Source organism: Fulvimarina manganoxydans, assembly GCF_900176465.1.
In the GTDB taxonomy this organism is placed as follows: domain Bacteria; phylum Pseudomonadota; class Alphaproteobacteria; order Rhizobiales; family Rhizobiaceae; genus Fulvimarina; species Fulvimarina manganoxydans.
This window is the reverse complement of sequence record NZ_FWXR01000006.1, coordinates 20360-41520: the sequence shown is the minus strand read 5'-3', so window position 1 is coordinate 41520 and position 21161 is coordinate 20360. Positions and strand designations below refer to the sequence as shown.

Annotated in this window: 29 protein-coding genes and 1 tRNA gene; 21 read left to right on the top strand and 9 right to left on the bottom strand. The window is 61.3% G+C overall.

Going from position 1 to position 21161, the window contains the following annotated elements; all coding sequences use genetic code 11:
• Positions 1-354: 354 nt before the first annotated feature.
• Both B9A15_RS08940 and B9A15_RS08935 read right to left on the bottom strand, forming a co-directional pair.
• Complete coding sequence (locus B9A15_RS08940) at positions 355-1548, bottom strand: tyrosine-type recombinase/integrase (protein WP_084409712.1); 1194 nt, start codon at positions 1546-1548, stop codon at positions 355-357.
• Complete coding sequence (locus B9A15_RS08935; RefSeq protein WP_084409711.1) at positions 1545-1943, bottom strand: Arc family DNA-binding protein; 399 nt, start codon at positions 1941-1943, stop codon at positions 1545-1547. The genes B9A15_RS08940 and B9A15_RS08935 overlap by 4 nt, the downstream gene beginning before the upstream one ends.
• A gap of 125 nt (positions 1944-2068) precedes the next feature.
• Between B9A15_RS08935 and B9A15_RS08930 the strand changes: the two genes are divergently transcribed.
• The 11 genes from B9A15_RS08930 to B9A15_RS08880 all read left to right on the top strand — a co-directional run bounded on the left by B9A15_RS08930 (position 2069) and on the right by B9A15_RS08880 (position 6887).
• Positions 2069-2254: a hypothetical protein gene (locus tag B9A15_RS08930; protein ID WP_084409710.1), complete on the top strand. Its 186-nt coding sequence runs from the start codon at positions 2069-2071 to the stop codon at positions 2252-2254.
• Positions 2251-2781: a KilA-N domain-containing protein gene (locus B9A15_RS08925; protein WP_084409709.1), complete on the top strand. Its 531-nt coding sequence runs from the start codon at positions 2251-2253 to the stop codon at positions 2779-2781. The genes B9A15_RS08930 and B9A15_RS08925 overlap by 4 nt, the downstream gene beginning before the upstream one ends.
• A gap of 17 nt (positions 2782-2798) precedes the next feature.
• Positions 2799-3110: a hypothetical protein gene (locus B9A15_RS08920; protein ID WP_084409708.1), complete on the top strand. Its 312-nt coding sequence runs from the start codon at positions 2799-2801 to the stop codon at positions 3108-3110.
• Entirely contained in the window at positions 3107-3394 is a 288-nt protein-coding gene (locus B9A15_RS08915; protein WP_084409707.1) for a hypothetical protein, read from the top strand. Before B9A15_RS08920 ends, B9A15_RS08915 begins: the two co-directional genes overlap by 4 nt.
• A complete protein-coding gene (locus B9A15_RS08910; protein WP_084409706.1) occupies positions 3391-3756 on the top strand; it encodes a hypothetical protein in 366 nt (121 codons plus the stop codon). The genes B9A15_RS08915 and B9A15_RS08910 overlap by 4 nt, the downstream gene beginning before the upstream one ends.
• 250 nt (positions 3757-4006) lie before the next feature.
• Complete coding sequence (locus tag B9A15_RS08905; protein WP_139798294.1) at positions 4007-4330, top strand: hypothetical protein; 324 nt, start codon at positions 4007-4009, stop codon at positions 4328-4330.
• Positions 4327-4542, top strand: coding sequence for a hypothetical protein (locus tag B9A15_RS08900; protein ID WP_084409704.1), 216 nt, complete (start codon positions 4327-4329; stop codon positions 4540-4542). The genes B9A15_RS08905 and B9A15_RS08900 overlap by 4 nt, the downstream gene beginning before the upstream one ends.
• Entirely contained in the window at positions 4542-5432 is an 891-nt protein-coding gene (locus B9A15_RS08895; RefSeq protein WP_084409703.1) for a hypothetical protein, read from the top strand. The genes B9A15_RS08900 and B9A15_RS08895 overlap by 1 nt, the downstream gene beginning before the upstream one ends.
• A gap of 115 nt (positions 5433-5547) precedes the next feature.
• A complete protein-coding gene (locus B9A15_RS08890; protein ID WP_084409702.1) occupies positions 5548-6072 on the top strand; it encodes a hypothetical protein in 525 nt (174 codons plus the stop codon).
• A 123-nt stretch (positions 6073-6195) separates the two neighbouring features.
• Positions 6196-6498: a DUF6074 family protein gene (locus tag B9A15_RS23810; protein WP_084409701.1), complete on the top strand. Its 303-nt coding sequence runs from the start codon at positions 6196-6198 to the stop codon at positions 6496-6498.
• On the top strand, positions 6495-6887 hold the full coding sequence (locus B9A15_RS08880; protein ID WP_084409700.1) for a hypothetical protein: 393 nt from the start codon (positions 6495-6497) through the stop codon (positions 6885-6887). The genes B9A15_RS23810 and B9A15_RS08880 overlap by 4 nt, the downstream gene beginning before the upstream one ends.
• A gap of 60 nt (positions 6888-6947) precedes the next feature.
• On the opposite strand, the gene B9A15_RS22905 is transcribed toward B9A15_RS08880, so the two are convergent.
• A complete protein-coding gene (locus tag B9A15_RS22905; RefSeq protein ID WP_170923216.1) occupies positions 6948-7607 on the bottom strand; it encodes a hypothetical protein in 660 nt (219 codons plus the stop codon).
• A 924-nt stretch (positions 7608-8531) separates the two neighbouring features.
• Here B9A15_RS22905 and B9A15_RS23345 point away from each other — a divergent pair.
• From B9A15_RS23345 to B9A15_RS08840, 7 genes are all read left to right on the top strand, one after another.
• Entirely contained in the window at positions 8532-8738 is a 207-nt protein-coding gene (locus B9A15_RS23345; RefSeq protein WP_244556865.1) for a hypothetical protein, read from the top strand.
• Complete coding sequence (locus B9A15_RS08865) at positions 8738-10162, top strand: hypothetical protein (protein WP_084409697.1); 1425 nt, start codon at positions 8738-8740, stop codon at positions 10160-10162. The genes B9A15_RS23345 and B9A15_RS08865 overlap by 1 nt, the downstream gene beginning before the upstream one ends.
• A complete protein-coding gene (locus tag B9A15_RS08860) occupies positions 10159-10350 on the top strand; it encodes a hypothetical protein (RefSeq protein ID WP_139798292.1) in 192 nt (63 codons plus the stop codon). The genes B9A15_RS08865 and B9A15_RS08860 overlap by 4 nt, the downstream gene beginning before the upstream one ends.
• A 9-nt stretch (positions 10351-10359) precedes the next feature.
• Positions 10360-10647, top strand: coding sequence for a hypothetical protein (locus B9A15_RS08855; protein ID WP_084409695.1), 288 nt, complete (start codon positions 10360-10362; stop codon positions 10645-10647).
• 86 nt (positions 10648-10733) lie between these two features.
• Positions 10734-11477: a hypothetical protein gene (locus B9A15_RS08850; protein WP_139798291.1), complete on the top strand. Its 744-nt coding sequence runs from the start codon at positions 10734-10736 to the stop codon at positions 11475-11477.
• 1 nt (position 11478) lies between these two features.
• Positions 11479-13914 (top strand): phage tail tape measure protein, encoded by a 2436-nt coding sequence (locus B9A15_RS08845; protein WP_084409693.1) that lies wholly within the window; start codon positions 11479-11481, stop codon positions 13912-13914.
• A 12-nt stretch (positions 13915-13926) separates the two neighbouring features.
• The gene (locus B9A15_RS08840; protein WP_084409692.1) at positions 13927-14439 is read left to right on the top strand and encodes a hypothetical protein; all 513 of its coding nucleotides are present in this window, start codon (positions 13927-13929) and stop codon (positions 14437-14439) included.
• A gap of 165 nt (positions 14440-14604) precedes the next feature.
• Here the strand turns inward: B9A15_RS08840 and B9A15_RS08835 are convergent, their stop codons facing one another.
• Positions 14605-15213 carry a hypothetical protein gene (locus tag B9A15_RS08835; RefSeq protein ID WP_170923215.1) on the bottom strand — a complete coding sequence of 203 codons (609 nt, stop codon included), beginning with the start codon at positions 15211-15213 and terminating at the stop codon, positions 14605-14607.
• 127 nt (positions 15214-15340) lie between these two features.
• Here B9A15_RS08835 and B9A15_RS08830 point away from each other — a divergent pair, with 127 nt between their 5' ends.
• Positions 15341-15793, top strand: coding sequence for a hypothetical protein (locus B9A15_RS08830; RefSeq protein ID WP_084409690.1), 453 nt, complete (start codon positions 15341-15343; stop codon positions 15791-15793).
• 152 nt (positions 15794-15945) lie between these two features.
• Positions 15946-16125 (top strand): hypothetical protein, encoded by a 180-nt coding sequence (locus B9A15_RS08825; RefSeq protein WP_084409689.1) that lies wholly within the window; start codon positions 15946-15948, stop codon positions 16123-16125.
• A 29-nt stretch (positions 16126-16154) separates the two neighbouring features.
• Here B9A15_RS08825 and B9A15_RS08820 read toward each other — a convergent pair whose 3' ends face one another.
• Both B9A15_RS08820 and B9A15_RS08815 read right to left on the bottom strand, forming a co-directional pair.
• Positions 16155-16634 carry a MarR family winged helix-turn-helix transcriptional regulator gene (locus tag B9A15_RS08820; protein ID WP_084409688.1) on the bottom strand — a complete coding sequence of 160 codons (480 nt, stop codon included), beginning with the start codon at positions 16632-16634 and terminating at the stop codon, positions 16155-16157.
• A gap of 441 nt (positions 16635-17075) precedes the next feature.
• A tRNA-Thr gene (locus B9A15_RS08815) sits at positions 17076-17150 on the bottom strand.
• A 524-nt stretch (positions 17151-17674) separates the two neighbouring features.
• On the opposite strand from B9A15_RS08815, the gene B9A15_RS08810 reads away from it, so the two are divergent.
• On the top strand, positions 17675-18472 hold the full coding sequence (locus B9A15_RS08810) for an NAD kinase (RefSeq protein ID WP_280173786.1): 798 nt from the start codon (positions 17675-17677) through the stop codon (positions 18470-18472).
• 43 nt (positions 18473-18515) lie between these two features.
• Here B9A15_RS08810 and B9A15_RS08805 read toward each other — a convergent pair whose 3' ends face one another.
• The 3 genes from B9A15_RS08805 to B9A15_RS08795 form a co-directional block, all read right to left on the bottom strand.
• A complete protein-coding gene (locus B9A15_RS08805) occupies positions 18516-19667 on the bottom strand; it encodes a DUF2336 domain-containing protein (RefSeq protein ID WP_139798290.1) in 1152 nt (383 codons plus the stop codon).
• A gap of 200 nt (positions 19668-19867) precedes the next feature.
• Positions 19868-20485 (bottom strand): flavin reductase family protein, encoded by a 618-nt coding sequence (locus tag B9A15_RS08800; protein ID WP_084409823.1) that lies wholly within the window; start codon positions 20483-20485, stop codon positions 19868-19870.
• Positions 20486-20487: 2 nt separating this feature from the next.
• Positions 20488-21084, bottom strand: coding sequence for a nitroreductase family protein (locus B9A15_RS08795; RefSeq protein ID WP_084409822.1), 597 nt, complete (start codon positions 21082-21084; stop codon positions 20488-20490).
• Between the last annotated feature and the right edge of the window lie 77 nt (positions 21085-21161).

The following is a 21161-nucleotide window of genomic DNA, read 5'->3' as shown; positions in this document are numbered from 1 at the left end:
AGCAGAAAGGCGATGCTGCGCTCAGAAAGAATATCCATGGCGTTTGACGGTTTCCTGTCCAAATCATCGCAAACATGCCCGAAGCGTTCGTATATGAACGGAAATTCACGCCTGGATCAATGATCCCAAAAGACAGGAGAGGACAAAAGCTGACGCTACTTACCGCCCATCGCATTAATCTGCGGAACATGCTCAACTTTATGAGACATTATTTTCGGCGAACGCGATCTGGTCGGAAAGGAGGATAAATGGTGCCGGCGGAGAGGATCGAACTCCCGACCTTCGGTTTACAAAACCGGTTCTAGCCCTTGCTTATCAGGGCTTAGAGCCTTCCATGTCGCGTTCATGTTGCATTCAATTGGCCAGCCAGGCCGATGCCTGTTCTAGTTCTGTGCCGTCATCGTCGTTCGGGAACAGGTGCGAATAGCGGTCCATTGTGAGCGCGATCGTGGAATGACCCATGCGATCCTGGACAGTCTTCGGTGGCAGTCCGAGACCGCCCTCCTCCTTTCGATTAATACACCACGATGCATAGAAATGGCGAAGGGCATGCATCCCACTATACTTCGCGACCATGACGGGTGACCCGTCCTGACGAAGCTTCGAGGTCGGCACGGAGATGCCAGCGGCGATCCATGTTGGGCGCAGACCGCGACGAAGAATGTTCGTCAGCTCCTCGATCTTACCCGCGCCGTTCGGAAAGACGAGGTCGAGATCGCCCTTCGGACAGGCAAGCTTCCATTCCTTCAGAGCATTGATGACGACGGCGGGAGCCGGAACCGTGCGCTCGCTCTTGATCGACTTGGGTGGGCCGATCTCGTTGAAGCGATCGGCGCGCTGGCGAATGTGAACCAGGCGCCTTTCGAGATCGACATCGTGCCAGCGAAGGCCGCGCAGCTCGGAAGCCCGAAGCCCGCAGAACGTCGCCACAAGGAGAAAGGGGCGCCAACGGCCGGTGGCAGCGGAAAGGAGCTCCTTCACCTCCTCGCGGGTGGGAATGTCTGTCCCGACTTTCAGCTTGCCGCGATGGCGCTTCTCTTGCCGATCGTCCCGGCCGCCACGCCCGCCGCGCAGATCCCGCACGATGTTGCGCCGGACAAGCCCTCTCTCCTGCGCATCGGCCAGCATCGTGCCGAGACTGACAATCACGCGCCGCGCCATGACCGCCGTGCGGCCGTTCTCTCGAAGCTGGTCCTCAAACGCTCTGACGGCCGGGATCGACAGCGCCGAGACCTTGGTGGGGCCGATGAACGGGACGATATGAAGACGGAGGTGCTGCTCATAGCTCGCGATCGTCGATCGCTCCAGGCCGGCTGCATTCGCGCTGGCGAGCCATAGGGCGCCCGCCTTCTCGACCGTCACGCTCGCGCTGTCGGCGACATGGGTTCCTTCGAGAACCTCGACACTGGCCGTCGCTGCGAAGGCGTCAGCCTCTTTCTTCAGCCGGAAGGACTTCAGCCGACGCTTGCCGGTGGTATCCATATAGTCGACGACCCATGCCGATTTTTCGACGCCCTTCGTGGTCCAGGTGCGCTTGCGGACGCTCATTCGTCTGTATTCTCTGCTTTCTTCATTGCTTTATAAAAATGCTGCATCGCTTCGTCACGCAACTCTTCAGAGGTCGTTTTCGGCTGAATTCTCACTATCGCGTGTGCAAGCTCTTGCATTACCTCATCGGGGTTCTGCGTAGCTTTTGTCAGAGCCTCGGTTACTAGCTCTACAATCTGTCGATTGTACTCTAACCGACTATACGTTGTGCCATATGCGGTAGCGAGAGCTTCAATAACTTGCAGATTTTTTCCGCTCAGACTTTCCTCAAGGCGAGCAACAACTTCTGCGTTCATCGACCTATTGTTTGCCTCGGACGCAGCTTTGATCTGATCGCGCATCCCTGGCGGCAAGCGCACCTGAAACTGATCGTATTCAGCAGCCTTTTTGGCCATGAAATTCATCCTCCGCGAAATAGTAGCATAGTGGGGGAAGCCCGTTGACGTCTATAACCCCATTCTGCTACGTCATCGCATTGTGGGGTTAAGGAAGTGTTCCCCCGTTAGCGAAAGGCGCAAAGATGGAAAAGAGGGAATCTCTCGAACTGGTGTGGGGCGGCGTAGCGATCGCACAAATCATCCAGCGAAGCCCGCGAGCAACATTTGGAATGCTGGAAAAGGGCGAGTTGCCAGCTCGAAAGGTGAATGGCCGCTGGGTCGCTGACCGGCAACAGCTCATTTCCTTTTTCAAGGAAACCGCAGCATGAGCACCGCGATCCAACATATCGACCTCGACGGTGCCGACGTGTCGCTGAAAGGCGAGATGGTCAGCCTCACCGGACTCTGGAAGGCGGCGGGCTCAGACCCAAGCAAGAAGCCCGCGAAGTGGCGTGAGCTTCCTTCGACGCAGGAATTCGCGGCCCACGTCGCGGATGTCATTATCCGAAAATCGGACATTGAACTTTTCGCCGTCACTCGCGGCGGGAAGGCGCCGGGCACCTGGGCTCACTGGCAGATCGCCATGTCCTACGCCCGCTATCTCGATCCGGCCTTCGCGGCGCGGTGCAACGAGATCGTCCGAGAGCGGATGGAAGAGAAGGCGGTCGTTCCCGCCGGCATCTCTTCTGAAATCTTGGAAATGATCCGCCGCACTGACGGCATCGCCCGCCAGCTATCGGGCAAATTCAAGCGGATGGAAGCGAAGCTCGATTCCGCTCTTCGCAATACCGCGAATGAAAACGGCCCGGCCGAGGTTGCCGCCTCGCCGAGCCATGGTTCGAACTCCCCCCGTTGAAGAAAGAGCAACAGAACATGGACAAGGATATCCACAAGCCGACCGAAATTCCAGTGCCCTTCCGCATCATGGATAGCGCTGAGGCGCTGAGCCGGACCCTTCATGACGCGCATATGATGGGGCAGGTCCTTTACCGGCTCGCAGACGACAACGTCGGTTCCTGGAAAGACGAGCACGGCAGGGAAGGCGCCTTCGTTCCGAAGGACGAATGCAATCTGATCGTGTGGGCCGTGTGCAAGCTGGATGACATGCTGCGCGACATTCGCGAGGCAAGCGACGCGCACCATAAGCTCACCTTCAAGCTCCGCAGCCAGGAGGCCGCGTCGTGAGCAAGAATCCCACCGACACTTTCGACGCCACCGCAGCTTTTGCCGGCCTGGAAACCCTGATCTCTCGAACTGCCAAATTCGCCGATCTCGTCAGCTACCTTGTCGCCGTCGAGTTGGAAGACCCGGTCGAAGACGATCGAGGGAAGCATTTCGTGGTTTGGGAAGCGACCGGCGAACATCTCGTCTTTCTGGCTGAGGAAGCCCGGCTTTGCGCGGCTGAGTTGGAGGCGCAATGGATCGCCAGCCACAATGCCCGATGCCGGGTGGAAAGGGGGGAGGCATGAACCGGCGCTCTTTCCTTGCCACAACGGCGGCTGCGGGCATTTCCGCTTCGCTTGTCTCTACGGCTGACGCCGAATGCGACCCGCTCCTCTCACTCATCAACGAGTATCGAGACCAGATGGCGCTCTTCAACGCGGCTGGCGATCTTAGTGACGAAGACGACGCTGCGCTCATGGCGGCGACTTGGGAACCGGCCTATGACCGCCTTTGCTACGACCCGCCGGCCCCGACGACAGACGCGGGTGCCATTGCCGCGATCCGCCTCATCGTCAACGAGGCCGAGACCTGCGGCTATCAGCCGGACATGATCTTCAACGTCCTTTCGGTCGCGGCTGCATATCTCGAACGGAGGGCCGCGTCATGACCGCCCTTCGTCTCTGTCTCGCGTGGTGCCTCCTCAAGGGCGCCCGCACCCTCACCCGCGCGGCGGCAATCGTCGTTCCCGAATTGAGGAGGGCGCTATGAATATCGCTCCGATTCATGTCGCGGCCGTTGGCCTAAGCAACCTCAGGTTCTTCCGATCGCCGCTGCCTGGGCCGCAACAGCCTTGGCACTCCGTCGACGATCTCATGAAGTGCCTTGTTCTCGATCGCAGCCTTCGCCGGCACTTTCGGATGAAGATGATCCGGGAGCACAGCAGCGAGACCCGAACCGTACAGACCGACACCGGTGAGACGGTCATCGCTCCTCACTTCATGGCTCAAGGGTTCATCGGCGCCATGAAGGAAATCGGCAAAGCCTCGGACGCTTTCGAGACAGCATACACCTTCGGCATCGTGGGCGCGATGAACAAGCTCACCGAAGGGATGGACGAACTCGACTCCATCAACTTCGGCATCGCGGCGTTCCGCAACTCGAACGGCATCCCCGGGCCCCATCCGAAAGTCGACGAGACTGCGATCATACGAACACGACGCGGGAAAGGGGGAGACGCATGAGCACCATCACCGCATCCGTCCCCGTCGGGGGCACGACCGGCCACGACCACGAGACCACGGCAGCGATCGACGAGGCGGCCCGCTGGCTCGCGTTCGAACCGTCCCCGCCTTCACCTCTCGTTCCGGCGCTTCGACGCCGGTTCGGGCTCTCTGTCGTCGATGCCTGTGCCGCTATCAAAGAGGCCAGGCTGATCCGCGGGAGGGCGCTCTAATGGCGGCTTCCTCAGTTTATCGTCCACGCACGATAAAACGAGATCGGCGCACGGCGGCGCGCATCGAACAACTCGACAACCAGATCCTCGCGGTACTTTGCGAGGATCATCCTCAGAGCGTTCGGCACGTCTTCTACCGGATGACCGATCCGCGATTGCCTGAGCCTGTCGAGAAGTCGGATCGCGGCTATCGGCATGTGCAAGATCGTGTCGTCAAGCTGCGGCGGTCCAGCCGTCTCCCGTTCGGATGGATCACCGACGCCACCCGGCGCGGCTATCACACGCCGACCTATCGCAGCGAGGCTGAATTCCTCCGCAGCATGAAGGGGCATTACCGGGCCGACCTGTGGCGCCAGTCTCGATACTATTGCGAGGTCTGGTGCGAATCCCGATCCATCGCGGGCGTGATCGAGGACGATTGCCGCGAGCTTGCCGTCTCGCTCTATCCGGCGGGCGGCTTCTCCAGCATCACGCTCGCCTATCAGTCGGCGGAAACGATCAACCATTACGCCGAGGGCCGGCCTGTCCGAATCCTCTACATCGGCGACTATGACCCCGCTGGCGTCCTGATCGACGTGGCCCTTGAGCGCGAGCTTCGAGAACATCTGAACGGGGACATCGACCTTCAGTTTCTCCGCATTGGCATCACCGAAGATCAGATCGAGACCTTCGAGCTTCCGACGAAGCCCCGGAAGGAGACCGATCGCAGGGCGCTCCACGTCAAACACACCGTCGAAGCCGAGGCGATGCCGGCGCGGCTGATGCGCGACATGCTTCGAGACCAGATCGAACTCCTTTTGCCTTCCGACGCGCTCGCGGTGGCGAAGGTCGAAGAGCAATCGGCTCGTGAATACTTCGATCGGCTCGCCGAGATCAGGGGCAGCCCATGAGCCGATGCCCAAAATGCGGAAGCTCTCGCTTGTCGATTGAGAGCATTCGAGGGGTTCGCCGGGTCGTCTGCCGACGATGCGGTCCCCTCCCCAAAGCTGGAGGCCCCGCCGACAGATGAGCAGGAAGAAGAGCAATAGGCGCGCGACCGTCGAACATTGGACGAAGCTGATCCGCACGACAATGGAGGAGCCGGCATGGAAGGCTCTCTCCACGACGGCGCAGGCGCTCTATCCATGGCTTAAGCTTGAATGGCGCGGGCCTGATGCGAACAATAACGGCAAGATAAGGCTCAGCACGCGACAGGCAGGCGACCGGCTAGGCGTTCGCGCGGCAACCGCCGCGTTGGCCTTCCACGACCTTCAACGCAAGGGGTTCATCGTCCAGACCGAGCCCGCGTGCCTTGGGATCGAGGGGGCAGCCAAATCACCCGCATACGAAATCACCGAATTGAAGATGCCGGGCGCCGATGGCGACGGTCGTAAATTGTACCGTCTTTGGCGGCCAGACGCGGACTATCCAGTTCCCGACACGCTCTCGAATAATCCCACCGGAAGGAACGGTCGAAAAACAAAACCCTGTCACGAAAACCGTGACGGTCCTGTCACGAAAACCGTGACGAAATTGGAGAGAGCGTCATGAAAACCGTAACAGGCCGTGTCGAAAACCGTGACGGTTTGGGCCGTTTTCAGCGTCTGACTGTTACGGAAACCGTGACATCCTTAATCTACCATACACATACGCGCCTATCGGGAGAGCACGACCATGCAGCTTGACCTCCTCTCCTGGCGTCCTCCCGAGGTCGAAATCATCCCCTTCCCGGCGAGAAACCGGATCGGGCTCATTCGCCGAACGGCTTCGAACATCTTTCACAGCCGGACAGAGAAGGAAGCGGCTGCATTTCGGCGCCGATCGCTTGAAGGCCTCGAACGGCAAATGATCCGAGCGGGCATCGCCGAGGATCGAGTTGCTTTTGAGGTCGGAGCATTCTGGCAGTCGGTGGAGGTGGAACTGTGCCGCCTGGATCGCGGCGTCTCCTACAGCCGGCCGGGAGGAGATGCGGCATGATCGTCAAAACTGACCGTGATGGCTCATTCTACGTCGCAGGAAATGGCAACTGGCGCGTCGCCGGTCCCTTCTCGACGAACGCAGAGGCTTGGGCCTGGATCGACAAGCGCGGGTTTCGCGACGATCACATAGGATCACAAGCACCGTCGCCAAAGCGGCTGCACATCAGGCAGCCGAGGGACAACAAGAGCGTTGGAAAACAGGAGGTGTTATCGGCCGCGCCAAAGCTTCTTCGTCTTCCTCTTGCTGACAATGAGCGTTCGTTCGTGATGTCGATGGAGAAGCGAGCCAAGCGCAAAACTGCGGAGCTCCGATTGACTGACAGGCAGGCAGGGTGGTGGCGTGCCCTTATGCAGAGATGGCAGGCGTGTGTAGATGGTGACGCATGACGTTCATTCGCTATTCTTTCGTGATCCGCTGACGTCGTAGGAGCACTGACGGTGGCAAAGCTACCTCTTCATGTCCCAGCACTGCAGAATACGGTGCCGATCATCAAGCCGCGTGAAACGATCCATGTGATGGTCAATGTGGAGGGCTTTTGGCGTGAGATCTTCATTTTCTGGTACACCCAGAAAGGAGACATGATGAGCCAGACCAACGTTGCCGCACTCCAACTCCTCCGAGGCCAAGGGCGCTTTGGACCTGGCGGCCTTGAGTTCGACGAAACCCCTGTTGAGATCGGCGATGCGGAGAAGCTTGCCGGCCGGCGCTATTTCACACTTCACCCATCGGTCGACAGCGATCCGAGCAAAGCTACGGCCGTGGTAAACGGTATCGGCGGCTGCCAAGAGATCGGTGTCGACCTTCGAACGATCCAGGGCACCGAGGAAATCCTCATCCACCGAATGACGGATCCCAAGCGGTACCCGGCGACCGGACCATCCAAGCGGGAGGTGCATTTCGGAAACATATTTCGGCCCGGCGCCGCTCCGGTATTCCGAATGTTCGTGACACCCCTCAAGGGGCGCCAGCCCTTGGATGCGCCTGCGCCATTCATCCCCAACCGATCGGCGGACTTCGTAGGGCACCCAAACCGTGTCAGCAGCCGCAAGATGCTCTTCCAGATCCGCTTGGAGTATGAGGCCCGTCAGCCCTTCCCGACGGAACATGCCATTCTCATACCCGCAGCGCGAACAGGCACCGGTTCGGAAGAGCCTTTACTCGAAAGGGGAAAGGGCACCGGTCACTCATGAGGGAACATCCTTCCCCGATCTTCCTTCATCGCAAACCTGAGGCGAGAAGGAGAACGCTATGTCGACACAATCCGTGGTTTGTCAGTGGTGCGGGACCGCTAAAGCGAATCCCTATAAGCCGTGTTCTTCTGCAGGATTGGACGAACTGCGCGCTTTCTATTGGAGCGGTAACGCACCGGAGCGCTGCAAAGAGGAAGTGAAGAAGCGCGGGCTTGTATAGCGCCATAAGGTCTACCACGCGCATCCACCCCAGCCCCGGGATTTTCCCGAGCCCTCGGCGGCCTTCGACCGGATCACCCCGGCATTGAAGGCTGACCGGGGGCGCTTCGTCCATCGATCGGCGATACCCTGCTCACAATAGAACCATTCAGAGCCTTATGCGCCAGGGTGTTCAGAACCAAGCCATGCGATCTAACGCGCATGCTCATATTGATCGGACTGGTTTCAGGGCATGCGCTCGTATCGAGGCCGACAGGCGGCGGCTGGGCAGCGGATGGGCTTCACTTTCGAGTTATCCACAGGCCTTTTCTGTCCACCTGATAGCAGATGATGACGGCTAGTCCTTTCTGATCCTTTCTATTCCATTCGTGCCGAAGATCACCAAAGCATCTACCGTTGAACTGCCAGCTAAACCGGCGCAATTGTCCAGTTATGGACACGGCTCGCACCTCGGAAGCTTTGGCTTCGCCTTTCTCTCGCTCCGCTCTTTCGAACGGTTCGCAGCTACTTCCCGGCATCGATGGCCGGAGCGCATCGGCCCGTCGCTTCCGTGACCTGACGAGGGCGTTCGCTGACGAGCTCGGGGGCGAGGAAGGTCTCACCACTCCCCAGCGCGCTCTCGTGCGCCACGCAGCCGCCATCGTGATCGAGAGCGAGACCCTTCAGGCGAAGATCGTCCGGGGCGAGACGGTGAACCACGAAGACCTCGTGCGGGTCTCCAACGTCCTCGCCCGGCTGATGCGCGACCTTGGCGTGAAGGGGGCCGGCAAGCCCAAGGACGACGTGCCAGACCTTCGGACATTCCTCGCATCGAGGGCGGCCGGCTGATGACCGTCCTCGTCACCATGCGCGATGCTCTGGCAGAGCCCCACCTTCTCGGGAACGCCATGCAAGGCGACACCTGGGCCGGCTGGCGGATCCTCCTCATCGCGGCCATGGGCGAGGAGCTGACGGAGGAAGAGCGGGAGACTTTCCGGCTTCTCACCGGCCGGGATCATGAACCTGGCGAGCGGGTCGAAGAGCTATGGGCCGTCATCGGCCGGCGCGGTGGCAAGACGCGGGCGGCGGCGGTGATCGCGGTCTATCTCTCGTGCCTCGTGGACTATTCCGACAAGCTGGCGATCGGCGAGCGGGCCATCCTGCCGTTTATCGCCACGACGAAGCGCAATGCCCGGAAGGCGTTCAACTATGCGGTCGGCATCATCAAGGCCGCCCCGATGCTTCGGAAGCTGATCACGAACGAGACGGCGGAGACCCTGTCCCTGTCCACTCTCGTTGATCTCGAAGTCCAGGCGGCCGACTGGCGCGTGAACCGTGGAGACACGGCGGTTGCGGCGATCGGTGACGAGGCGGCCTTCTGGCGCTCGGACGATGCGGCCAATCCTGACACGGAGATCCTTGAGGCCATCCGGCCGGCCCTGGCGACGACAGACGGGCCGTTGATCATCATCTCTTCGCCCTATGCCAAACGGGGCGAGGTTTATTCCACCTGGCGCAAGCACTTCGGCCCGGCCGGCGATCCTCTCATCCTTGTGGCACAGGCGGCCTCTCGAACCATGAACCCGTCCCTTCGTCAGAAGGTAGTCGACAGGGCGATGGAGCGAGACGAGGCGCGGGCCAAGGCCGAATGGCTGGCGCAGTTCCGGTCTGACGTTGAGGTGTTCCTTTCGAGGGAGCTCGTTGAGGCGGCGATCATGCCGGGGACTGTGGTCCTGCCCTTCGTCCGCGGGCCTTCCTATCGGGCCTTCGTCGATCCGTCCGGCGGCACATCCGATTCCATGACGCTCGCGATCTCCCATCAGGAAAACGAGAGGGTGATCCTCGATTGCGTCGTCGAGAGGCGGCCGCCCTTCTCGCCTGAGGACGTGGTCGAAGAGTTCTGCCGCGTCATCAAGGCCTATGGCCTGTCGAAGGTGACGGGCGATCGGTACGGCGGCGAGTGGCCCCGCGAGCGCTTCAGGATGCACGGCGTCCAGTATGAGATCGCCTCCGCAAACCGTTCCGAGCTGTATCTCGCCCTCGTGCCGATCCTTTCGAGCGGCCGGGCGAGTCTCCTCGATCATGACCGGCTGATCAACCAGCTCATTCAGCTCGAACGCCGCACAAGCCGCAACGGCCGCGACAGTGTCGATCATCCGCAGGGCGGCCATGACGACATCGCGAACGCCGTGGCCGGCGCTTTCTTCGCAACCGCAATGCCGGGCCCCAAGCTGCCGTCAGTGACGGTCGGCAAGCCCTATGGATGGAGATGAACATGCCCGAAAGCGAGAACGACCGGCTCTTCCGAGAACAGGTCGATCAACAGCAAGAAGAGGCGATGAGCCGGCACGCCGAGACGATGGCGATTATGGCCAGAAGCCGGCTGCGACAGGGGAAGTCAATTTCGCCGAAGCTCGCGGCACACCTCCCGGCTGCGAAGCAGAACGAGAACCAGGAATAGGAGAGACCCATGGGCGCAGAAACCTACGCACCCGCCACCAGCGTGCATCAAGGGACGGACTTCGTGCCGGCCACCATCGAGCCCGGCTCCACGGCCGGCATCGCCGATCACCTGGCGACGTATCACTCGGCGCCGGGACAGGCGAAAGCCCTCGTGCTGGAGGCGGCCGCCGGCGAGCTTCCCGACCCGGTCAAATGGCGTGGCCATCTTGTGCGGGTGACGGACGGAGAGGCCCGGACGCTGGCAATCAGCGATGGAGCCTCCTGGCACACTCTCGCCGCGGAGAGCGCATCGTGAGCGGGCTCTTGGATGGGGGCCGATGACCAATGGCCCGCTTCCCGTTTCCCCGTGCATTTCAGATTTTCGGCAAAGGTAAAACGAAGATGGCACAGCCTGTCGGCAACCCCTACAACCTCCCCGATCCCATCGATTTCGACCCGCATGAGCCGATCGAGCGACGAAAGGTCAATGTTCGGCTTGATCCGCTGAGTTGGCCCGAGAACACCGACGTTTCGCTCTACCACGAGGAGCAAACATTGTGGTTCGAAGCGTTGGAAACCCTTCGAGACTTCGATGAGCTCGCTGCCGAGACCGCGCAAAACACTCTCCTGAGCGCCGAAGGCAAAACAGCAGCCAATGCCAAATTCGCCCGCGATGTCCTGACGGGGCTTCAGAGGCGCCTCGACGCGCTCACCGAGAAGCACGTGAAGCACAACGGCCCGGTGCTCGAAAAGCACGTGAAGGAGTTCATGGGCCGGCACGCTGAAGCGCCGACGGAGCCGAACGACATTGCGGTGTGCGCAGAGATCCGCGCATGGCTGCGAGGAATGCCTGAAACCCAGCGGACCCTCAAGGTTCGCGAACTGGCCATGAAGGGCGAGAAGGCAGCGATCCAGGCGGTGCTTCACGCGCCCGGCTTTCTGACCGGCGTGGATCTGAACTTCATCCGCGAGCTTCAGATCGATCTCTGGAGCCAAGCCGAGCCGCGCAGGAGCGCCGTGTGGAAGCACACCAACGATGTCTCGCGCATGACGCGCCGGGCCCTCGACGGCGTCATTCGCTTCATCGGCAACGAGACGGGCATCATCAGGGAAATTCGCCCGATCGACGAGGCGGAGGCGGCCTGACATGGCAGATATGCGCGTCGATATTCGCCTTCGAGCGATCGACAACGCCACGAAGACGATCCGCTCCGTCGAGCGAGCCCTTCGCGATCTGGAGCGGGCCGGCGTCCGCACCAGGCCGGGGCAGTCCCGCGGGGCGGGCGGCGTTCCGGTGGTCTCGCATCAGGAGCATTCCCGTCGGATCGACGCGCAGGCCGCGGCTGTCAGCCGAGCAAGGGGCAGCATGGGAGTTTCCCCGCTCGGTTTATCCCCGGCGTTTCTCGGCGCTGGCGCAGCGGGCTATGCCGGAGCGAAGGCCACGAAGGAGGCTATGGACTTCGAAAGCGTCTTGAGCCGGATTCAGCAAAAGGCCGGCGCGACCGACGAACAGATGGCCGGCGTCCGACGCCAGATCGAAGCCATGGCTCAGGACAAGGCGATCGGCGCGTCCCTGGACGACATCACAGGCGGCTTCGAGCGCGCGGCTGCCGCTGGCGTGCCTCTGAATGAGATGAGCCAATTCGTCCGCGTGGTCGCGAAGGCGGCCCCGGCGCTGGACATGACAGGTGAAGCGTTGGGCAACACGCTCTCCCAGCTTGAGGGCGCCTCGCTGATCGCGCGCGATGGGTCCGAGCGCTTCCTCGATCTCGTGAACGCCTTGGAAGACGCCGGCACGTCGAACGCCTCCGACATCCTCGATTTCATGCTTCGTGCCGGTGCGAGCGCGAAAATCTTCGGTATAGCAACGGAAGAAACCGCCGCGCTCGGCGGCGCCATGGTCGATCTCGGCATCAATAGCGCCGAGGCCGGAACGGCGGTCAACGCCATCCTCTCGAAATTGACCTCCCCGAAGGGCCTGTCGAAGCAGGGGCAAAAGGCTCTGAAGGGCCTCTATGGCTCGACAGAAGCGTGGACGGAGCTCGTCGCCAAGGACGCCGATGCCGCCTTTGTCGACCTCTTGGAGCGGATGCGCGACCTCGATAAGGAGGCTCGATCCGGTGCCGCGCTGGATATTGTCGGGTTGGAGCACGCCGACGTCCTTCAGCGTCTCATCGAAGGCTTGGGTAAGGTCCGATCCCGCCTCCGGCTGGCGAAAGACGAATCGTCCTGGCTCGGCAATCTCGATAAGACCGCCGCCCTCAAGATGAAGACGACGGAGGCTCAGTTGCAGGTCGTGCAACGGCGTCTTCGGACCCTGGCAATCTCAGCGGGCGAGATCGGTCTTTCCGGCCTGGATAGCGCCTTGGCCGGCGTCAATCGCATCCTCGATCACTTCCAGAAATACGGCGACCCATTCGAGCACATCAAGGCCGGCGCCGAAGGGCTCGCCGAAGGGCTCGGCTTCGCGTCGTTTTCAGATCTGATGGCCGACGTCGGGACGAAGATCGGCGCTGCGGCTGACGCGCTTGGCAAGCTGATGGGTATCGACACCAGCGCCACCAATCTGACCTCGACGTTTGAGGCGTGGCGCGAGGCCGGACAAAGTGTCGTCGAGATGTTCCAGGCTGTCGAGCTCGGAATGCTCAAGCTTGAAAGCGCCAAGCTCGGGTTTGCGCAGTGGGGCGATGACATGGGGGCCAATGGTCTGTCTCAGACCCCCAAGGAGCGAAAAGCCTGGCGCGAAAAGATCGATTCCGAGGCCAAGGCGGTCAATGATCGGATCGCGGCGATCGAGCGCGCGCAGGCGAACCAAGAGATTTTGGACGCCGCGCACGAAAAGACGAAGGATCGGCCGTCCGCTCGATCGGGTGAGGCCAGTTCTCTTCGTTCGGCAGAGGTCGGAGGCTGGACCGATCCAGAGAGGGTCAAGGCGCAGAGCACGCGCGATCCAACGGTCGTCGATAAGCTGACCCGAAACACCGGCGCTATTCCTGTCCCGCAGACGAGGCCAGCGGCCGTGGAAGCGGTCGGACAGCGAATTGAGGAGGCCGGTGCCCGGGTCGCGCAGGCGCTCGATACTGCGGCTGCTACGATCACGCCCTCGGCGCCCGACAAGCCCGCTTCTCAGCGGCCCCGCATGAAGCTTCCGCCGATCAACCCGCCGGTGTGGGACGACACGCCCCCGCCGCCGGCTGACCCGCGAGGAACGGAAGCTCTCCGCAATGCCCTCCAGGCTGGCCGGGCGACTGTGGCTCCTTCTGTCGACACTTCGGAAATCGTCACGGCCAAGGCGGAATTGGACGCCTTCAACAATCTGACGGCCGTGGCGAATGTGGCTCTGAATGCCGCGCCTTTCATGGGCCCGGCTGGACAGGTGACTGCGACGCTCGGCGAAATCGCGAGAACCGTCACAGCGACAGCCGATCTGAACATAGGCCCCCTGATGTCGAAGGTCGCAACCGCCAAGGCCGCGATCCGAAGCCTAAACGGCATGTCGGTGACGGCAGGCGGGGGCACGAGCAACTACGGCGCCCATAGGCGCTCACAATTCGCACCGGCGACACCCGGCGGCGGCACGTAAGGAGATATAACCATGGCAGTGCGACCAGTTGAGACGGTTCAGGACGTCTTTGCGGCGTTCGGCATCGAGGACAACGATGAGGACGCGCCGGTCTTCGGACCGGCTAAGACCGAGCGGCATCAGTTCGTCCCTGCGGACGGCGGCAACGGCCACAGTGAGCCCCCAACGTCGGAGGAAAGCGTCCCCGATGAGCCGGAGCCCGAACCAGACACGAGCGGAGCCCGGCGTCTCTCTCGCGCTTATGAGGTCCGAGGGATCAAGTTTGATCGGCTCATGATCTCAGCGCCGCGGGGCGAGGACTATTGGGAGATCGGCGAGTTGTCCGAATGGTCCTTCACCGCCGAAGGGACGCCCTTCCGGCTCACCCGCGAACATGCCGTTCGAGCCTATGCCGAGCGCTGCATCTCCGTCGATCGGCGCGTTCCGGCCGCCGAGGTCTTGAACTCGCTCAACCTCGCCGATGCTCGCATGGTTCGGAGGGCGATCATGGGTTTTTTCGAGGAGCCGGAGGGCAGTTCGGCGTGATCTTCGACGCTGCGACGCGCTCCGGTCTTCCGATCGAAACCGCCATGCGAATGACAGTGCCGGCGGTAACGAGATGGGCGACCCACACCCTCTCCAAGAGATAGTCCCGCGTGTTTTGGGTCCACGCGAGACGAAGCCGCCGGGGGCGAGGCGCGCCCTCGGCGGTCAATCACTTTTTGCGGGCCACTCGACTATAGGCGATCCAGCTTCCTTATGTCGACGAACAGAAGCTAATGCCTCAGAGTAACCAATTATCGGTTTGCCGGGATCGAATGGTTCGCTGAAAACGATGTAGCGGTTCAGATTCATAAATATCTGTTCGAAAAGCGCCTCTTTCTGTTCACTCTCGTCGCCTTCCATTCCGGCAATTGTCCCGTATCGCCAAATATGATGAAGCGCATCAACAGGACGTGTAATATCTACATCAAATAGTGCATTGAACTGAACTCGAACAAAAAACCATTCCCTATGCAGTGTTTCTTTACTTTCTTGGTTTGTGACTATTTTCTTCCAATGGTGCATCAAACTCTGAACCGCTTGATTTCTTTTCTCGTATAAATCGAAGAAGTATTTTTTGCGCGCGGTATCATATTGCCTGTAGGCAATGAGAGCAGCGAATGCTGCAATCGAAGCCGTCGCTGATAACTGCGCGAACGCTATGGGCTCCGACGCGCTGAAGAGGTAACCGATGATGAAGCCGGGAACGCAATACACGAAAAAACCAAAGGTCTTTTTCGCGAAACTCTTCAAATCATCGATCTTGAACATGCGCACAGCCGCGTCATCCTTTCAGTTGCCAGAACACCATACGTTCAGCCGACATGGTCGAAAAGCGCTTTGCGCAATGGGTCCCTCACGCTAAATGATGATCGGCGTTTCCTATCGATGAGGCCTTGATCCTATGGAAAACCTTATCGCCTCCACTCCCCCGGTCCTCAAGCGCACCCGTCCGAAAGGCCGGCTCGATACCCTGGCCGATCAACTCGGCATCAGGATCATTCCGACATGGCGGCGCCGAGAGGCCAACGAGACCCACGCCCGCAGCTCGATCAAGGCGATCGTTGCCGAACATGGCGAGCCTCACCTCATCCTCGTCATTCGATGCGTGCGCGAAACGGGTGCGAACCGACAGGAGCTCTGGAGCGAGACCCTTCTCGCCATCTCCGACGTCCTGGCCGCCCGGCCGGACTGGCGCGATGCCGGCGGCGCTCTCCTCGACGCCTTCGACACGATCCCCCTTCGTGAGCTTCGCCTGGAGGCCGTGCGCTGCCGTCCGTGGCCAGTGCGGCATACCTTACGGGGAATGATCTATGCGCGTCTGTCGGCTGCTCTGGAGGCCGGGGAGGCGGCGTAGGCTTCCACCTTCCTGCTACCCGCCATTAATCGCTCGCAAACGCTCCAAGCCGACCACACAAAATTTGCCCATAACCGACAAAGGGATAGATAGCTCTGTATAAGGCTCCTGGGCTAATAGATCGAAATCGAAACATTTCCCGGTGAAACGGTATGAGTGCGGAACTGCCCGACTTTGCGGAGATGACTGCGCTCGTCCGTCGTTTTATGAAAATGGGGCTCGATTTCGAGGCAGCCGCTGATCTCATGGCGATCTCCCGAGATCTCGACGCAGAATCTATCACCCAACTAATCAGCGACCTCCGCACGGCGTGTGAGCCGCCAACTGAATGATGGAGCGAACAAAGCTCGCAATCTCAAATTCATCGCAAGCGGCGAAGGCGTTCGGTTAGGAGCGTGTTGAGCTGAGCAGCATTTTGTCGGAAATCGTCCGCGTCTTCAGAACAGTTTGCGAAGATGTAGGCCTCGACTTCTTCCCAAAGTTCTTGAACGTCTTTGCGGGCAGCCTGGCCTTTTGAGGTAAGGGTTACCATCGTGTACCGGCGATCCTTCTTGTCGTTGCCCCGTCTGACAAGCTCACGATGTTCCAAGCGATCGAGCATTTTCGATACAGTCGACGCACGCACCCCTACCTTGTCAGCGAGATGTGACACGAGGACCGGATCGCCATTCGGCTCCAGCGCCATGAGAAGATGGTCCTGACCTGCGTTGAGACCAATTTCATGAAGTCGAAGATCAAGAAGCGCTCGGCTGCTTTTTGTGATGCTGATGAGCGAGGGAATCAGGGCGCCTGGTGCAGCTTCGGGGAAGACCGTTTGCGGTGAAGGGCTGGCGTTGGACAACGTTTCATCCTCCGTTTTTGAGTGAGCCTCCAGAACGGATCGCCTGTGCGACCCGCCGTCGCATGATCTTTTGATTTAGGAATTTGAATCGCCAGGAAAACGAAAGATAGCTAGCAAAGTCATGCCAAAGTGTTCGTCGGCAAATATTGCATGGCTGACCTATTCAGCGGGCGCTGAACTCGGAATGGAACCACCTTAGTCGAAAGATCGACGATCTCCGATGCCCAACCATCAGGATTTCCTTGATGGTTGCTGTCTCCGTAGGGGATCCCGCTCACCCCTCGGCGGGGCAAGTCCGCGCCACCGTGCCGCGCCATGTTGCATCCCATGTCGCGTGGAGTAGCCGACACTACCGGGAAACCCCTGCAAATCAAGGAAAGTCTCTGCAACATGAATGCGACATGAAAAACGGGGACATGCGGTCTAACCCGTTGATTTTTATGGTGCCGGCGGAGAGGATCGAACTCCCGACCTTCGGTTTACAAAACCGCTGCACTACCGCTGTGCTACGCCGGCGCCTGGCGGTTGTCCTACTATAGCGGCCGACCCGCTGCAACCGCGATCGAGCGAAGTTCTCCGCCTCGATTCGCGGCCCTTTTGGCTTTGCCCCTTCGCCATGATAAAAACGCCACATTGCCCGACCATAGGATCGAGCCTGGTTCGTCATAGCCCGCACACAGCCGAAAGCCTGCCATGTCCACGGGACTGATCATCGTCCTCATCCTCGTCGCGGCACCTGTCCTGGTGCTCCTGACCGTTCATCTCTACGATTCCTGGACGGGTCTCAATCAGGACGACTGATACGAAGTCGGTTTCGTCGCTTCGCCATGGCTGATTTCAACATGCTGAAGGCCGCGCCGGCTTCGATGGGGCACCGGCCCGATCGGCCGGATACCCTATGATCCCAGGATCATGCGGCTGCGGAGCTTTCGCCGTCGCGCTTCCATGAGTCCTTCGCGCAGAGCCTGACGAACGAGGCGATGCGCGAGGCCTCTCCACATGCTACCCGTCCAGGACAGCGCCTCGAAAGAGGGCGCGGGGTGGAGAAAAGCGAAGGCGAGGCCATGTCCGAGCGGGTGCGATCGATCAGCTTCCTGGCGAGCGAGGCTCCCGGAGCCACCGAGGCGGCCAATCGCCTGAAAGCCCTTTATGGGCAGGAAGATCCGAACCAGGCGGAAGTCGTCGTCGCGCTCGGCGGCGACGGGTTCATGCTGCATATCCTGCACCGCTTCATGAATTCCAGTATCCCGATCTACGGCATGAATCGCGGCACGATCGGCTTCCTGATGAACGAATATCGGGAGGAGGGTCTTCGCGAGCGTCTGGCCGCGGCGGTGGAGAACTGGATCCATCCGCTCTCGATGACCGCCGAGGACGAGCATGGCGAAATCCGCGAAGCCTTGGCGATCAACGAGGTCTCGATCTTCCGCCAGTCCTATCAGGCGGCGCGTCTCGAAATTCGGGTCGACGGCAAGCTGCGGCTGGAGGAACTCGTCTGCGACGGCGTGATGGTGGCAACGCCCACCGGCTCGACCGCCTATAATCTCTCGGCCCAGGGACCGATCATTCCGATCGAGGCCCCCTTGCTGGCCCTGACCCCCGTCTCGCCCTTCCGGCCGAGGCGCTGGCGCGGCGCGCTGCTGCCCAATCACCAGACGGTCGAGATCGTGACGCTCGAAGCCCATAAGCGGCCGGTCAACGCGGTCGCCGACGCCCAAGAGGTCAAATCGGTGCGCCGCGTGACCATCCGCGAGAGCATGTCGGATCGCTGCCGGATCCTCTTCGACGAAGAGCATAGCTGGGACGAGCGCATCCTCGCCGAACAGTTCCGTTACTGACGACAGGCCTCGCGGTTCGCGAGACGTGTTCAAGCTGCGGGGTTCAAGACGCCTGAGCCAACGCGCCGGCGCTGCCGGTGCGTTTGAAGACCGGCGCCGATGCGCCCTGCGCGAGCTGGCGGAGAAAAGCCATGGCGGCGGTCAGACCGGCCGGCCCGGCTGACGACCCATCGCCCCTTGCAAGGCGGTTCATCATCCGCTCCGGCACGCGGGAGGCGGCCACCGGCTCGCCGGTCTCGGCGATCTCACGCCAAATTTCGATCGCGCTGACGAAGAGCGGCACGCAATCGGCCGGCAGACCCGCCCGGGCTGCGATGGAGGCAAAAGGCCGTGCGCGTCCCTCGGCCAGGATCGGGCGCACCCGCGCCTCGCTGACGCCGGCAAGCCGCGCCAACGCATGGGAGAAGATATCGAGCTGACCGTCGCAGACGAAGCGAAGAAGCAGCGCGACCGAAAGCTGGTCCGATTGCAGGAGATGCTCGACCAGCGCCGCATTTTCCTGCGGCCCGGCCGAGTCGGCGAGGATCGCGGTCGCCTTTTCGCAGGCCTCCGCCGTCAGGCGTCGGGCTTTCTGGCGACCGAGGCTGTGAATGACGAGACCGCAGGATTGCAGCGCTTCGCCTGACGCGAGAATGAGCGTCTGCCGCGTGGCGACGGGCAGATCGGCGCGGGCGAGAAGACCGCCACGAACGTCCGATGCGTCGCCATGGCGCTCAGCTAGCCGCGCCAGCGTGGTCGCCGCGATCCGGGCAGCCGGATGGGCGAGAAGTCTCGCCGCCTCATCAGGCGTCGAAAGCTCTGCGATCGCAGCGCAGAGACGAATGGACAGGCGCGGGCGGTCGAGGATCGCAGCGCGGGTTCTGACGCTTCCATCGGCGAAATGATCGATCAGATCAGTGTCCGCGATCCGCAGGGAAGTGGCCAGGATCGGTGCCGCCACGCTGTCGACGTCGCGGGCCAGCGTCGAGACGACGGCGTCAGACGCGCAATCGGTTTCGGCAACCGCTTCGGCCAGGGCCCGGCGAACGGCGGTGGACGGGTCCTGCGCGAGCCGCAGCATCGCCTCATCCGCCGCCTTGCGTTCGGCATCCGGCACACGCCCCTCGGTCAGCGCACGCACCAGGAGCTTCGTCCCCTGCACACGCTGTGTACTGGAGGCGGTCTCGCACCATGAAACGAAACGCTCGACGATCATTGGCCCTTCCAGCTCTTCCGGTCCTATCATCATGACCGAAGAATGGCCCGAAAAGGCTTAAGGCTTGGTTTACCATGACGACCGATCACCCCGGCGCTTCATAGATTTTCAAGAAAGCGCCGAGGCCCGCGCTTCGATGGCCCTGCACGATGGTCGCCGAGGGCGATCGCTCGACACGACCTCGAAAGCGTCGGCTCGGGTCAGACGTCGCTGCCATCCGGCTTGCGGGGTCGGTGCATCTGGAAAACGTCGTCGGCGACCGCATAGTCGAGATAGCCGAGCCGCGAGAGCGGCGCCGCCAGTGCCATATCGATCATGCCGTCTTTCAGAACCCGTTCATCGAGATGGATGCCGACCACTTCCCCAATGACGGCGACATTGCCGGAACGGCCGGTCCGGCTCTTGGGATGGAAGTGATCGGTAACGACGCATTCGAGGGCGGCTGGGCTCTCGGCGACGCGCGGCGCCTTGACGATGCGGCATTCGGCTTCCGTGAGGCCGGCGATCTGAAATTCGCTGACGCCGCGCGGGGCCGGCGCCGAGGTCTTGTTGAGGGCGCGAGCCAGATCCTTGGTCGCCAGATTGCAGACGAATTCCCCGGCCTCGATCGCCGCACTCGCGGCATCCTTCATGCCGGCGGAGGAGAACATCACGAGTTTCGGATTGTCACTGATCGCGTTGAAGAAACTGTAAGGCGCAAGATTGACCGACCCATCGGCAGCCCGCGTCGAAATCCAGCCAATCGGCCGGGGCGAGACGATCGCCTTGAACGGGTCGTGCGGCAGGCCGTGATCATTGGTGTCGGTGGTCCAGAACAAGGTCATAGAGTCGCCTCTCCCGCTTCGCCGTCGGGGCCGATCTCACGAACCACGTCGGCGAGCGCCGGGCGGGGCCGATCCGACAGGGTTTCGGTCGGGCGTCCGAGATGAATGAAGCCGGCGACTGCCTCGCCCTCCCCGATTGCGAGGATCGCCTTGGCCTCGTCGTCATAGGCCACCCATTCGGTGACCCAATTGGCGCCGAACCCCTTGGCATAGGCGGCGTGGATCAAATTCATACAGACGGCGCCGGCCGAGAGCTGCTGTTCCCAGACGGGGATCTTGACGTGCTCGGCCGCCGTCGAGACGACCGCGACGACGAGCGGCGCCCGCGTGAAACGGGTCTCCTCGACACGCCGCCGGGTCTCGGAGAGCGAGCCCTCCCGGCGTTCGACGAGATCGGCGAGACGGCGGCCGGCGATAACGGCGCCATCGCCTCGGATCAGGATGAAGCGCCAGGGGGCGAGCTTTCCGTGATCGGGCACACGCGCGGCAACGGTCAGGATGTCTTCGAGATCCTGCGCTTCGGGCGCCGGCGCGGCGAGAGACGGGATCGCCACCGACCGGCGGGTCTTGAGATAATGGAGAATGTCGGACAAGAGGAAGGCCTTCTTCGCAGAATGGCAGGAAGGGGTGTGGTCGATCGACCGCACTTGGCGCTATAACGCGCGAGGGA

Bases quoted from the DNA above. Each gene is read 5' to 3' on its own strand.
- B9A15_RS08940 (WP_084409712.1), bottom strand. From the start codon at position 1,548: ATGAGCGTCCGCAAGCGCACCTGGACCACGAAGGGCGTCGAAAAATCG.
- B9A15_RS08935 (WP_084409711.1), bottom strand. From the start codon at position 1,943: ATGGCCAAAAAGGCTGCTGAATACGATCAGTTTCAGGTGCGCTTGCCG.
- B9A15_RS08930 (WP_084409710.1), top strand. From the start codon at position 2,069: ATGGAAAAGAGGGAATCTCTCGAACTGGTGTGGGGCGGCGTAGCGATC.
- B9A15_RS08925 (WP_084409709.1), top strand. From the start codon at position 2,251: ATGAGCACCGCGATCCAACATATCGACCTCGACGGTGCCGACGTGTCG.
- B9A15_RS08920 (WP_084409708.1), top strand. From the start codon at position 2,799: ATGGACAAGGATATCCACAAGCCGACCGAAATTCCAGTGCCCTTCCGC.
- B9A15_RS08910 (WP_084409706.1), top strand. From the start codon at position 3,391: ATGAACCGGCGCTCTTTCCTTGCCACAACGGCGGCTGCGGGCATTTCC.
- B9A15_RS08905 (WP_139798294.1), top strand. From the start codon at position 4,007: ATGAAGATGATCCGGGAGCACAGCAGCGAGACCCGAACCGTACAGACC.
- B9A15_RS08900 (WP_084409704.1), top strand. From the start codon at position 4,327: ATGAGCACCATCACCGCATCCGTCCCCGTCGGGGGCACGACCGGCCAC.
- B9A15_RS08895 (WP_084409703.1), top strand. From the start codon at position 4,542: ATGGCGGCTTCCTCAGTTTATCGTCCACGCACGATAAAACGAGATCGG.
- B9A15_RS08890 (WP_084409702.1), top strand. From the start codon at position 5,548: ATGAGCAGGAAGAAGAGCAATAGGCGCGCGACCGTCGAACATTGGACG.
- B9A15_RS23810 (WP_084409701.1), top strand. From the start codon at position 6,196: ATGCAGCTTGACCTCCTCTCCTGGCGTCCTCCCGAGGTCGAAATCATC.
- B9A15_RS08880 (WP_084409700.1), top strand. From the start codon at position 6,495: ATGATCGTCAAAACTGACCGTGATGGCTCATTCTACGTCGCAGGAAAT.
- B9A15_RS22905 (WP_170923216.1), bottom strand. From the start codon at position 7,607: ATGTTCCGTCGGGAAGGGCTGACGGGCCTCATACTCCAAGCGGATCTG.
- B9A15_RS08865 (WP_084409697.1), top strand. From the start codon at position 8,738: ATGACCGTCCTCGTCACCATGCGCGATGCTCTGGCAGAGCCCCACCTT.
- B9A15_RS08860 (WP_139798292.1), top strand. From the start codon at position 10,159: ATGAACATGCCCGAAAGCGAGAACGACCGGCTCTTCCGAGAACAGGTC.
- B9A15_RS08855 (WP_084409695.1), top strand. From the start codon at position 10,360: ATGGGCGCAGAAACCTACGCACCCGCCACCAGCGTGCATCAAGGGACG.
- B9A15_RS08850 (WP_139798291.1), top strand. From the start codon at position 10,734: ATGGCACAGCCTGTCGGCAACCCCTACAACCTCCCCGATCCCATCGAT.
- B9A15_RS08845 (WP_084409693.1), top strand. From the start codon at position 11,479: ATGGCAGATATGCGCGTCGATATTCGCCTTCGAGCGATCGACAACGCC.
- B9A15_RS08840 (WP_084409692.1), top strand. From the start codon at position 13,927: ATGGCAGTGCGACCAGTTGAGACGGTTCAGGACGTCTTTGCGGCGTTC.
- B9A15_RS08830 (WP_084409690.1), top strand. From the start codon at position 15,341: ATGGAAAACCTTATCGCCTCCACTCCCCCGGTCCTCAAGCGCACCCGT.
- B9A15_RS08825 (WP_084409689.1), top strand. From the start codon at position 15,946: ATGAGTGCGGAACTGCCCGACTTTGCGGAGATGACTGCGCTCGTCCGT.
- B9A15_RS08805 (WP_139798290.1), bottom strand. From the start codon at position 19,667: ATGATCGTCGAGCGTTTCGTTTCATGGTGCGAGACCGCCTCCAGTACA.